Genomic DNA, 11736 nt, shown 5'->3' with positions numbered 1-11736 from the left:
CCTGGCATGGCTCCCTAAACTCTCGGCTGCACGAATGCACTGGGATCTTTGATGAGCAATAACGTAGTTGATGCTGCAGGCGCGCGTGATTCTGTGGCCACGGATAGCGCGGAGCCGTCTTCATCGGCATGGGTGGCCGTGTTTTCGCTGGCCATGGGTGTTTTCGGGCTGCTCACGGCCGAATATCTGCCTGCCAGCCTGTTGACGCCGATGGCGGCGGACCTGGGGGTGTCGGAGGCGCTGGCCGGTCAAGCCGTGACGGTTACTGCGGTCGTGGCCTTGTTCGCTGGCCTGCTTGTGCCGCGACTGACCCGCTCGATAGACAGGCGGCTGGTGCTGTTGAGTTTCACGGCTCTGATGATCCTCTCCAACGCCTTGGTGGCATTGTCGTCCAGCATGGGCGTCCTGCTGGTGATGCGCGTCCTTCTGGGCGTCGCGCTGGGCGGTTTCTGGAGCATGGCAGCGGCCGTGGCCATGCGGTTGGTGCCGCCGCAGCGCGTGCCTCGCGCGCTGTCCATCATCTTCAGCGGGATTGCGGTCGGCACGGTGGTTTCCGTTCCTTTGGGGAGCTACCTGGGCGGGCTGCTGGGCTGGCGCAGCGCCTTCTGGGCGGCGACGGCGGTAGGTGGACTCACGTTTGCGTTCCAGTGGTTCACGCTGCCCCGCATGGCCCCGCGCAAGGCGGCAGTCCCCGACTCGGTGGTGGGGCTCCTGCGCCGGCCAGGCATTGCAATCGGCATGCTGGGCTGCGTTCTGGCACACACCGGTCAGTACTCGCTCTTCACCTACATCCGCCCCACGTTGGAGAGCCTGGGGCAGATGAGCGCTGATGGCCTGGCGCTGATCCTGCTCGGGTTCGGTGTGGCGAATTTTGTCGGCACATTACTGGCCGGTTGGCTTATGGAGCGCAGTTTGAAAGTCACGTTGGTGATCATGCCCGCCTTGGTGGGCGTAGCCGCTCTGGGCATGCTCCTGTTGCCGGTGGGCGTTGGCGGGCTATCGATCCTGGTTGCGCTCTGGGGCCTGGCCTTCGGTGGCGTGCCCGTTGCCTGGTCGAGCTGGGTCGCGCGTGCGGTGCCCGATCAGGCCGAGAGTGCCGGCGGGATGGTGGTCGCAGCGGTGCAGTCCTCCATCGCTGCGGGAGCCGCATTGGGCGGCCTGGTGTTCGGGCTGGGGGGCATCGTTGCAGTCCTCACCGTCGCTGCCGCAGTAATGCTCCTTGCCAGCCTGCTCATCGCGTTGCGAGTCAGGGTGAACGCGCCGACGTTGTCGGCAGGTCCGGCGTTTCATATTTAGTCGACATCCGCCCCAGGCTGTCCTCGTGATCGCTAAACACGCCTTGGATCTATTTTGTCGTAGAGGAGACCGGCGGCGACCACGCCAGGAACGCAAGCAGGGATTGAAGGACTCTCGATGTAATCGGCGTCCCTGTTCCACTTCCGTTAAAGTGTGCGCCCGTGTTTGTACTCGCGCTCGCACCGAGCATGCGCTTAGAGGATGTCGTTGTTGATGGTGTTGAAAGGTATGGTGGGTTTGTTGTTGGTTTTTGCTTCGGTTCCTGGTGTCGCAGCAGAGCTGGTCGGCCGCGCGACGGTCACGGATGGGGACACCGTCACCGTGGCCAAGCAGCGCATCCGCCTGTGGGGAGTCGATGCCCCGGAAAGCGCGCAGCAATGCACCACCAAAAATGGGCGCGCTTGGCCCTGTGGCCGGCGGTCCGCCGCCGCGCTGGACGGCTATCTGCTGGACCAGACCGTTCGTTGCCTGCCCAAGGACACGGACCGCTACGGCAGGGTGGTGGCGGAGTGCTTTGTTCGGGGTGAGTCGGTCAATCGGTGGATGGTGCGCTCCGGTTGGGCGGTCGCCTATCGCCAATACGCGACGGCATTCATCGCAGACGAAGCCGACGCGCGCCAGCACCGGCAAAACCTCTGGCAGGGGCCGTTTCAGATGCCCGCTGACTACCGTCGCAGCAAGCGTGACCAGACGGTACGATCAGCCCCGGTGGCCGCGCAGCCGGCGCCGGGCGGATGCCGCATCAAGGGCAACATCTCCCGCGAGGGCAAGAAGATCTACCACGTGCCGGGCCAGCGGGACTACGCGCGCACGCGCATCGACTTGAGCCGCGGCGAGCGCATGTTCTGCAGCCCTTCGGATGCAATGCGAGCAGGGTGGCAGCCGGCGAGGCGCTGAGCGCCCTTGCTGCGTAATCACGACTAGCGCGGCGTTGGGCGCGTGCCTCTCAAGCCATCCCATGCAGGTGGCGACGGAGCGCCCCGGCCGCCGCCGCGATAGCCATCGCAGGCACCGCCAGCACCAGTGCGTATACCAGTCCGGCCAGCAACAACGGGCCAAAGCCAGACGTCACGGCCACCACCGGCACCTGCAGCACCATGAGCAGCAGTCCCCACAGCCACGCCTGCCGGGGGAAACAGGCACCCAGCACTGCGGCGATGCCCAATGCGATGGGATAGACGACCGTCCAGAACGCAGGCGCATCCCACGGCTCGCCCCCCGGTGTCCGCCAGGCCACCAGCACCCAGAACACCACGCCGACCTTCAGCGTGACAGCGCTCGCTGCAAGAATATTTCCCGTTATCCGCATCGTTGATCTCCCGCACGAACATGCAGCATGCCACTGTCGCCTTGACGATGTATGACCAGCACCGGCATGGCCACTCGACGTCATGGGCTGGCCAAACGCGCAATCGATCCACGTTGTGCTGGACGTAGTTAATTCAGCTCGTCCAGACGGGTGAGGCCCCGCTACTTCATGGCCTCCAGCGGCACCAGCGACGCCCACACCAGCAGCAGGGCCAGCCACAGCCATCGCCAACGTCCCATGCCGTGCCACGCCGCGCGCCAAGGGCCGGGCAGTTTTTCATGACTCATGTCTGCCGCCTTTTGGCTGCTGATCGCAGCGAATCCACTGTGCGAAGTCCGTAGAGATACACGCCGGTGAAGCACAGCCCGGTCAACAGCGTGCCGGCCAGCAACCACAGGAGTCGGATGGGCCAACCGCCGAAGCTGCCGAAGTGCAGGGGGTCGGCCATTTCGGCGATGCGCTGATGGACCCCCAGCGCACGGCCGTCATGCATGCCGATCACGTGCCCGGTGCGCAGGTCCACGGCGATGTTGTTGGCCCGCTCCCGCACCAGCCAGGCGTCGGCCTCCCCCAGGAACAGGATGCTCCCGCCATCGCGTGCGGGAATGGCGCCGAGGATGTGAAGGCGGGGCCATTGCTGGCGGACGGTCTGCACAGCGGCGTCGACGGCGGCCGGGTCGACGGCGGCAACGCGGTCATCGCCCTTGGCCAGTCGCATGGTCGGCGCGGCCGGTGCATCGCCGCCAAGGGATTCGATCAGATACCACGCCCCGGTCAACCCGATCAGCAGCAGAAACCAGAGTGACCACACCCCGGCCAAGCGGTGGACATCGCCCCACAGGCGGCGCGGTCGTGAGGGGTCGGGCCGTTTGAAGAAACCGCGCCACCACTTCTTGTAGATGTACAGGCTGCTCAACAGCGACAGCAGCAACGGGATGGACAGCGCCGCCACCAGTGGCACGCCCCAGGCCACCGGCAGCATCAGGTGGCGGTGGGTGTTGCGCAGCAGCCGCTGCGTATTGAACCAGCCCGTGTCGCCGGTCACCTGCGCGGTATACGGGTTGACCCACACAAAGCGTCGTTTGCCATCGGGCAGGCGCATCTGCGCGCGCGCCGCGAACAGGCGTGTGTGGCCGGCGGAGATGCCTTCCAGCTCCCAGTCCGGATGTGCCGCCTGCGCGGCATGGATGACCGGCCCCCAGCCGGCCTGCTCACCCCCATCGGCCACGCGCATGGGGGCGTGCAGCAGCCAGTCGATCTCCTGCGAGAACACCGCCAGCGTGCCGGTGAGGCAGACAAAGCCCATGAACAGGCAGAGCTTCAGGCCGAGCCAGCTGTGCAGGTCGAACCACAGCCGGCGCCCACTCCCGCTGCGTGCAGGGCGGTTGGGGGGCGCTGGCGTAGGCTGGCGCATGGGCGGGCTCAGAAGGCGTACGCCGCTTGCACGTACACGCGGCGTGGCTCACCCGGGAAGTGGCCGGTGCGCTCGGTGAAGCCACTGGCCGCATAGACCTTGTCGAACAGGTTTTTGACGTTGGCCTGGAACTGCCACTGCTGCCACTGCGTCTTCCAGCTCATGTCGAACACGGTGTACGGCTTGACCCGTTGGCCATCCAGGCTGACGCGCTCATCCACGTAGTCGGCGCCAAAGCCGATGGCGGAGTTGATCGCCGGCAGGTCGTAGCGCGTCCACAGACCGAGCTTGTTCTGCGGCGCATTGGCGAAGCGATCGCCGGAGGCATTGGTGATGCCGTTGCTGCCGGCATCCTTCACCCGCGCATCGTTGTAGGCGTAGGTCAGGTTGAGCACCCAGCGGTCGGTGACATCGGCCAGCAGATCCAGCTCCATGCCCGTACTGCGCACCAGGCCCAGGGCGGCCAGCTGGTTGACGCCGTCCACGATCTCGCCGGTGGCCTGCACGATATTGCTGCGGTCGATCCGGTACGCGGCCAGGTTAAGAGTGACGCGCTCGGCCAGCAGGGATTTCAACCCGACTTCCCATTGTTTGCTGCGCTCGGCATCGAACGGGCCGCCCGCCTCGGCGCTCTGGTTGGCCGCGCTCTGGGGCATGAAGCCGCTGGCGATGTTGGCGTAGACATTCACGCCTTCCCGCACGGTATACGTGCTGCCCAGACGCCAGCTGATGTCGTTGCCGTCCACGCGGGTGCCGGCAACGCGGTCATCGTCCTTGAAGCCATCCCAGCGCAGTCCGGCCAGCACATGCCAGCGCGGGGTCAGCGTCAGCTCGTCCTGCAGGTAACCGCCATAGCGCTTGCTGCGCGTGCTCGTACTGCGCCAGGGCAGGGCGGCCAGGTTGTAGTCGCGCCACGAACTTGCGCCATACACCGGGTTGAACAGGTCGATGCCCGGCACCGGGCCAGCACCCCGCGCCAGATCCGCGCTGTTGGCGGTCTGCGCGGTGAAGTCGGCATCCTGCTGGTACACATCGGCACCGAACAGCACCTTGTGCTCGATGCTGCCGGTGCTGACGCGCCACACCGCATTGGCGTTGGCGGTGAATGCATCGTTGTCGCGGATCTGGTTGCGCAGCTGGCGGGTCATCCACTCGGGCACGCCGTCGCGGTTGCGGTCGATCAGCCCCATCGGCTCGTGGTAAATCTGATGTTCGTTGTTCTCGAACCAGCGTGCACCCACATCCACGTCCAGGTTGGTGCTGGGCGAGAAGCGGTACTGCGCCAGCGCAACCTTGGCGCGCATGTCGAGAAAGTCGCTGGCTTCGTTGTGGTTCCAGCGACGGTCGGTGAGAAAACTGCCGTTGTCGTCCACCGGCACGCCACGCAGGCGGTTGCCGCCCAGGTTCTGGGTGATGTCGGTGAACTGCAGGGTCAACTCGCCGGTGTCGCCCACGTCGAAGGCCAGCGACGCATCACCGATCACGCTTTCGCTGTCCGCGTTCCAGCGCACGCCCTGTTCGGTGTCGCCATACAGCCCGGCGCGGTAGCGCACGCTGCCGGCGGTGTTCAGCGGCCCGGTGGCCTCGATCGACGCAGCCCGGAAATCGTTGTTGCCGGCCTGCAGTTCGATGCGGCGCTCGGGCGTGGCTTTGGGCTTGCGCGTCACGTAGTTGATGACGCCCCCGGCATCACCGCCGCCGTACAGGGCCCCGGCCGGTCCCTTCAGGACTTCCACGCGCTCGATGTTGAACAGCTGCGGCACCGAAAAGCCGGCATAGGGGTCGCCGCGCAGGCCGTCATACAGCACGTTTTCCTGGCGGAAACCGCGCAGGGTCACGCCGGCATAGCTGAAGAAGCTGATCCCGCTGATGCTGCGGTACAAATCGGTGATCTGGCGGGCCGCCTGGTCTTCAATCAGCTCACGCGGTACCACCTGGATGGACTGCGGCACCAGCGCCAGCGGCGTGTCCGTCCGCGTGCCCACCGTGGCGTCGTCCACCCGGTAGAGGGTCTGGGCGCGGCCGAGCACCTGCACTGCGTCAAGCTGCTGCACATCGGTGGAGGAGGGGGGAGCGGCGTGGGCCGAAAGGCAGGCGAGGGTCAGGGACAGGCCCAGGGCGGAGGGGCGAAGTGGTGGGCGGGTCATTGGGGGCGGGGAGGCGATAGGTGCGAATGAGAAAGGTTAACATGTACGAGGGTGGGTATTGGTGGCTGCGCATGAGATCCCGCCTGCTTCTCACAACCGCGTTGCCGCCTCCAGTCCAATCTGTGTGGGGCGTATCTCGCCTTGCCCCGTGGCGCACCGTTATGGTGCGAGCATCCTGAGGGACCGCATCAACCGCACTCAAGACTGGCTTTGATCGAAGAAGCATCCAAAGGAAGCCTGCCAGCAGGCGCTCTGGAAGGGATGGAGCTGGTTGGATCGGTCGCGATCCAATCCCACTCTCATCCAGTTATTCAAGATGTTGCGATGCATCGAGGATCATCCCTTCTTTGAGCATGGGCGCCGTGAGATTTGCACCTCAGGTCTGATCGGCTGATTCCATGCTATGTTCGGCATTTATATTCATCTGGCAAATCCCATGGGCGATGATCCAAGGTTTAAGTGCTTTGAGAACAAGGCCGCGGTTCGGATGTTCGATGAGTCAGTGAGTCGCCTTTTAAGAGATATGCAGGCAGAAGCTCGCGATAAATATGTATCGAAGGATAACATCCTCCGAATGAATCACGGCGGTTCTTGGATGCATGCTGCGCGCGAGGATGAAGTGGTGGACTCCACTCGAGTAATTTCTACCGAGTGGACTATTCCATTCAAGGAGATTTCCGAAATTGATTTGGGTCTGATTGCCAGAACTATATCTCCCGTCAATGAGGAGATGGAGCGTCAGTTTGCTGTAAACATGTATGAGGTTATCGGTGCGTCCGTTGAGAAGATCGGTAATGTCGTGGATGCTGGTGAGGGAGTATCCATCGGTGAGAAAATAATTGAGATGTTGAGGAGGGTAGAGTTTGGGGTTGATCGTACTGGCAATGTGAGTCTTCCTCAGCTTCATGTTTCTCCTGAGATGGCGAAGCGGCTCTCGGATGAATGGCGGAAAGTTTCTCCGGAAACGGAGGCGGAAATCGAGAAGATCAAGTTGAGAAAGACCGAGGAAGCTCTATTAAGAGAGGCTGAAAGGAAGGCGAGATTCAGGAGGCTCGATCATGGCTAGTCGATCGTTGCTCGCTATCGGCTGTGATGATTATGAAGGGATGAGTTCCCTTGCAGGAGCAGAATCAGACGCTCGGGCCATATTTCAGTTGCTTATCCAGCCTGATATCGGTGAGTACTGTCTCTCAAGATCAGAACTCCTTTGTTCGCCCACGTTAGCCCAAGTGCGAGACTCACTTACGAAGATGCTTTTTGATCAAGGCCCTGTTGACACCTTGACGATTAGCTTCGCTGGGCACGGCGGGATTAGTGGGGGGAGCTTTTACATGGCGCTTCGCGATTCGCGTGCCAATGCGCTTTCTGCTACTGCTTTGTCTCTGGCGGATTTGCTCAGAATGATTGGCGAGGCGTCTCCGCGTCAGACATATTTGGTGATTGATGCCTGTCAGTCGGGAGGGGTGATATCAGACCTTAATGTTATTCTAAAGTCTGAGTTGATGGGTAAAGGTGGGACGCCCGGAATAACAATACTGGCAACTGCTGCCTCTGATCAGGCGGCCCTTGAGACGGGCGGGCAGGGAGTGGGGACTTCTGCCTTAGTGTCGTGCATCAACGGGGATGAGTTTCTGCAAGACTCCTCGGCCACGCTTGATCTAATAGAGATTGGTAGGCTTGTATCTGAAAGGGTGAGTAAAGCGGGTGGGCAGACGCCAGTAGTTTGGGGGTTGAATTTGTACGGGCCGGCTGGATTCTGTAAGAATCCGCACGCTGGTGTTGGTGATTCGCCGTTGAGAAGTATCTTGCACGGTTGGCAAGACGCTTCAGTGGCCTCTTCGGTTAAGATTAATATAAAGAAACTTTGGGGGCCGTATGTATCTATTGAGACAAAATGGGACGTGCGACATTTCTATGAATCGCTGAAGCCAGTTTTGCACGATTTGCATGCTCGCCCCGAGATGCAAGTGGATCTGGTTCGTAGAATTTGTGAAGCCTGTGCGGCCCAGTGCCTCCACGCGGAAGACCGGTTTAGAGAGGTTGAGGTTCGGGCGGTTTGCGCCGTCTCGATGTTACGATACTCGGACGATATCCACGTTAGAGGATACTTGAACGAGTCGTCCTTGGCGGTTGCCGCACTGGTAGAGTCGGCCGTCTCTTCTGCAATAGATGCCATGCGTTCATATCAGTACGCTCTGCTGACTGGTGGGATGAGTGATCTATATTACCTTCCTATCCGTATTTCCAAAATACTTGGATGGATGGGATTTTCTGTGATCCTGGCGAGGACGATGTCGCAGGACTCCGAAGAGTCGTCGCGAATACTTGGTGAGTTGTTTAGAGAATTATTTGATAATTATCCGCTATCCATAGTGGCGATGAGTGACTCCCAGGCCCCATATGTGACTTCGGCTGTAGTTGCAGCGTTTGATTCGGGTCTTGAAGACGAGGCTGAGCGTCTGCTAAGCCAGTTGTTTCTTTCAGTGCTTGACTGCAAAGCACAGCTTTCGAGAGGGGATCTCGGGGCGGACGAAGTGCTTGATTACCTGAGGGCACGGGCTGATGGGGACGGCGCTGTTCCCGCAGAAATGATCGCTAGGCCAACAGAGTTGGTACTGGCGCTACTGCGCCTTGCGCGATTGTCTGGCCTCGATGAAGAATTTGATCTCGCTCTTTGCGATCTCGATCATCTTGACGTCTTTGGCTACTTGCCTGGCGGATTTCAAGAATTCGGTGAGGAACATATGGATGGCGGGCTGAATTTGGTTTACAGGATTGGTCATGACGTGTGGTCGGTGTCAGATGTTGAAAAGGCTTGGCCGATTCAACCCGTTGTCGAGGACCGAGGTGTTCGCATGGCCGCCCTGATGGCCTGCTTGGTATTCCCGGACAGGACCCCTTGGTTCTTACTCGACAAGGCGTAAGCCGGTATTACGCAGCAGTTGATGGCCTTGCCGCGGTGCTCGTCGCATCGGATCAAGGTACTTTAGGCGTGGTCCATCGGAGGCGGCCAAGTGGAAGTTACAAGCGATTTCCTATTCCGCTCATCAACATGCATGGTGTGCCTAGGAGACTAGAAACTCCCCACACAGATGAAGCATGTGCACTCCTACGTCGGGAGGGTGGCTAATACAACACCCTCGTGGGAATACGCCCGCCGTCTGTGTGCGGTTTCTAGCCTCCCGACACCCTCGCCATCCCGGCGAGGGCGCTCCCTACAGGAGGTCCAACATGCACAGGTCCTGGGTGTCACCGCCCGAATTCGTACCGCCCAAACGCAAGCCCTACGCTCGCCCAGCCCCCACCTGCAAAGTGGGCGCGCAGCACTACCCGACCCGCGAGGAATACGGCACCGATGAGGTCATTCCCTACGTGCGCCTGCGCGGCCGCTGGCTGGACAAGCTCGGCTTCGACGTAGGCGCACGCCTGAAGATTGAAACCAGCCCCGGCTGCATCACGCTCACGGTGGTGGAGCGCCCGGTGGTGGTGCCGAAGAAGACCCCCAGGAAGCTGCAGCGCACCGCCGGCTGATCGGGATGTGCCGCCAGCAGGCAGGCACAGCACGGCACTGCCGTGCGGACTGCATCTTTTTTCACTATCCAGCAGTAGGAGGAACTCATGAACGAGAGTGTCTTCATGCAGGTAACGATGGACGCCGGCTTACGCGCCCGCTTCCAGCAAGCGGCGGCACGCGAGCGTCGCCCCGCCACACAGGTGCTGCAAGCGTTGATGCGGGAGTATGTGACGCGTCATTCGGGGGCAGGGGAGGTGCTGGACGCTGCAGGCGCAGACCGGGATCTGGAGGAGATGGCGCACCGGCAGCAGGGGTGGCACTGCTGTCCGTTTGGCACGGGGTGAGCGCGGCACCGTCGCAAAGGTGCCGGGGAACACGGGAATTACGAGGCAATGCGCTGGCTTATGTGACGCATCTGGCCTTGGTGTTCCGCATACGCTGAACGTAATTTACGTTCAGCGTAGCGCTGGGTCATGCTTGTTTGCATGACCCGCACACCTACGTCCATCCGCTCTGTGTTCGCCCGCCGCCTTCGCGCGTGCCGGGTCGAGCAGGGCCTGACTCAACGCGCGTTGGGGGTGCTTGTGGGATTGCCAGAAGACGTTGCAGGCGTTCGCATCAACCGGTACGAGCGGGCCGTGCACAATTGCGATATCGAAACGGCGCAGAAGATTGCGCGCACCCTGGGCGTTTCCGTTGCCTATCTGTTTGCGGAAACGGACCAGCTTGCCGAGCTCATCGATGAGTTCGGCAAGCTGTCCGGAAAGGCGCAGGACGCATTGCTTCTGGAAGTGCGGCGCAAAGCGACCAGATAGCGCGCCTGCCCAGATCTGGCACCGCTTCCCACGCGTCCATAACTGCATTACCGATCAACCCATAGCCGTTGATCTGAGCTGGGCGGTCAGCAGGCGCGTCAGGCTGCGGCGCGCAAAGTACCCCTGCAGCTGCCTGGCCTTGATGGTCGTTGCCCTCAGCCGAGGGCGGCCATCGGTACCGTGGTCGATCCGGTAGCAGCGCGACGCCCCGCACAGCTCTGCCTGGCTCGCGGTGACCGTGACCACGGTCACCTCCAGACTGGTGAAGTCCGCATCAGACGCGATCTCCGGATTCTCCTTGCTGGCGCGCTCGATAAGCGTACGGAACCGGCCCAGATCTCGTTCGCCGCCGCTGGTTAGCGAGCCCACGTTGGTCGCACGGCGGACATCATCGTCGTCGCCGGGAACATCCTGGCTCCAGCGTTCAGTGCGCTCGGGTATGACCGCGCGAACGACCTTGCCATCCGGCTCAATCAGGTCGATGACCACGTCAAGCAGATACACCGGTTCCAATCCCAGATTGGTCACGAAGCAATGCGCGTCCAGATCCTTGCCGGCGCCTGAGGTGATCAGAATGGACGGTCGCTGCTGACGTCGGTAGCTGCGCAGGAAAAAGCTCAGGTAAACCACCCAGATCAGCGCCGTCACGCAGGTCATGGCGGCGGTTATCAGCGGGGCGAAATGAAGCAGGTTCTGAAGCACGATGGGCTGGATTCCGTAGGGCCGACGCAGGGGCACGCGTTGGCTGCCATGATCGCCATTGAACCGCTTGGATCCTGTGAAACGCCCGGCGCCGATCGCGCAGGAGAATAGCGCGCGGCTCCAAAATGGGGATGGCCCGCAACGCAGGCGGCCTACGGGCAGTGGCAGGCCAATGGCCAGGCGACAGTCAAGGGACCGCGAGAGATGCGTCTCGATTCAACGTCCCGAACACGTGTCAGCCGCTGCGGTCTGGATCACTGCGGCGGTGCATCCGGGGACGCAGGGCCGGCAGCGGACCGTTGCGAAAACTCCACGAAACGCGCCGCCGAGATCGCCTGACGGCTGCCGCACGCTGGGCACTCCAGCACCGCGCCTCCGCCCGGTATGTTCGCAAGGCTTGGCGGGGCAGCGGCAGTGGTGACGTGATGGCAGGAAAGACATTCGGCCTGGACACTGAGCACTTTGGGCTCCTCGTCCGTGTCCGGCCGACCTGGCTGCACGTTCACTTCAAACAGATAGAACCGCCCTGTATTTGGCAT

The 11736-nt window shown here is 61.9% G+C and carries 12 protein-coding genes; 7 read left to right on the top strand and 5 right to left on the bottom strand.

Features of this window, described 5'->3' with window-relative positions; all coding sequences use genetic code 11:
* The first annotated feature begins 51 nt into the window (after positions 1 to 51).
* Together NR101_RS01940 and NR101_RS01935 are read left to right on the top strand one after the other, a co-directional pair.
* On the top strand, positions 52 to 1296 hold the full coding sequence (locus NR101_RS01940) for an MFS transporter (RefSeq protein ID WP_256774477.1): 1245 nt from the start codon (positions 52 to 54) through the stop codon (positions 1294 to 1296).
* Positions 1297 to 1497: 201 nt separating this feature from the next.
* Positions 1498 to 2193 carry a thermonuclease family protein gene (locus NR101_RS01935; protein ID WP_256774476.1) on the top strand — a complete coding sequence of 232 codons (696 nt, stop codon included), beginning with the start codon at positions 1498 to 1500 and terminating at the stop codon, positions 2191 to 2193.
* A gap of 49 nt (positions 2194 to 2242) precedes the next feature.
* Here NR101_RS01935 and NR101_RS01930 read toward each other — a convergent pair whose 3' ends face one another.
* From NR101_RS01930 to NR101_RS01915, 4 genes are all read right to left on the bottom strand, one after another.
* Positions 2243 to 2605 (bottom strand): hypothetical protein, encoded by a 363-nt coding sequence (locus tag NR101_RS01930; protein WP_256774475.1) that lies wholly within the window; start codon positions 2603 to 2605, stop codon positions 2243 to 2245.
* A 161-nt stretch (positions 2606 to 2766) separates the two neighbouring features.
* Positions 2767 to 2892: a hypothetical protein gene (locus NR101_RS01925; RefSeq protein ID WP_256774474.1), complete on the bottom strand. Its 126-nt coding sequence runs from the start codon at positions 2890 to 2892 to the stop codon at positions 2767 to 2769.
* Positions 2889 to 4019, bottom strand: coding sequence for a PepSY-associated TM helix domain-containing protein (locus NR101_RS01920; protein ID WP_256774473.1), 1131 nt, complete (start codon positions 4017 to 4019; stop codon positions 2889 to 2891). Before NR101_RS01920 ends, NR101_RS01925 begins: the two co-directional genes overlap by 4 nt.
* An 8-nt stretch (positions 4020 to 4027) precedes the next feature.
* Positions 4028 to 6166: a TonB-dependent receptor gene (locus tag NR101_RS01915; protein WP_256774472.1), complete on the bottom strand. Its 2139-nt coding sequence runs from the start codon at positions 6164 to 6166 to the stop codon at positions 4028 to 4030.
* A gap of 436 nt (positions 6167 to 6602) precedes the next feature.
* On the opposite strand from NR101_RS01915, the gene NR101_RS01910 reads away from it, so the two are divergent.
* The 5 genes from NR101_RS01910 to NR101_RS01890 all read left to right on the top strand — a co-directional run bounded on the left by NR101_RS01910 (position 6603) and on the right by NR101_RS01890 (position 10495).
* Positions 6603 to 7232: a hypothetical protein gene (locus tag NR101_RS01910; RefSeq protein WP_256777694.1), complete on the top strand. Its 630-nt coding sequence runs from the start codon at positions 6603 to 6605 to the stop codon at positions 7230 to 7232.
* Positions 7225 to 9090: a caspase family protein gene (locus NR101_RS01905; RefSeq protein WP_256774470.1), complete on the top strand. Its 1866-nt coding sequence runs from the start codon at positions 7225 to 7227 to the stop codon at positions 9088 to 9090. The genes NR101_RS01910 and NR101_RS01905 overlap by 8 nt, the downstream gene beginning before the upstream one ends.
* A 307-nt stretch (positions 9091 to 9397) precedes the next feature.
* Complete coding sequence (locus tag NR101_RS01900; protein WP_256774469.1) at positions 9398 to 9697, top strand: SymE family type I addiction module toxin; 300 nt, start codon at positions 9398 to 9400, stop codon at positions 9695 to 9697.
* Between the two features lie 87 nt (positions 9698 to 9784).
* Positions 9785 to 10024 (top strand): hypothetical protein, encoded by a 240-nt coding sequence (locus tag NR101_RS01895; RefSeq protein ID WP_256774468.1) that lies wholly within the window; start codon positions 9785 to 9787, stop codon positions 10022 to 10024.
* A gap of 141 nt (positions 10025 to 10165) precedes the next feature.
* Positions 10166 to 10495: a helix-turn-helix transcriptional regulator gene (locus NR101_RS01890; protein ID WP_256774467.1), complete on the top strand. Its 330-nt coding sequence runs from the start codon at positions 10166 to 10168 to the stop codon at positions 10493 to 10495.
* A gap of 54 nt (positions 10496 to 10549) precedes the next feature.
* On the opposite strand, the gene NR101_RS01885 is transcribed toward NR101_RS01890, so the two are convergent.
* Positions 10550 to 11197 carry a hypothetical protein gene (locus NR101_RS01885; protein WP_256774466.1) on the bottom strand — a complete coding sequence of 216 codons (648 nt, stop codon included), beginning with the start codon at positions 11195 to 11197 and terminating at the stop codon, positions 10550 to 10552.
* Between the last annotated feature and the right edge of the window lie 539 nt (positions 11198 to 11736).

The organism is Stenotrophomonas sp. Ste86 (assembly GCF_024519465.1).
GTDB lineage: Bacteria > Pseudomonadota > Gammaproteobacteria > Xanthomonadales > Xanthomonadaceae > Stenotrophomonas.
The sequence above is the reverse complement of the archived record's forward strand: the minus strand, read 5'-3'. Positions and strand labels throughout refer to the sequence as shown.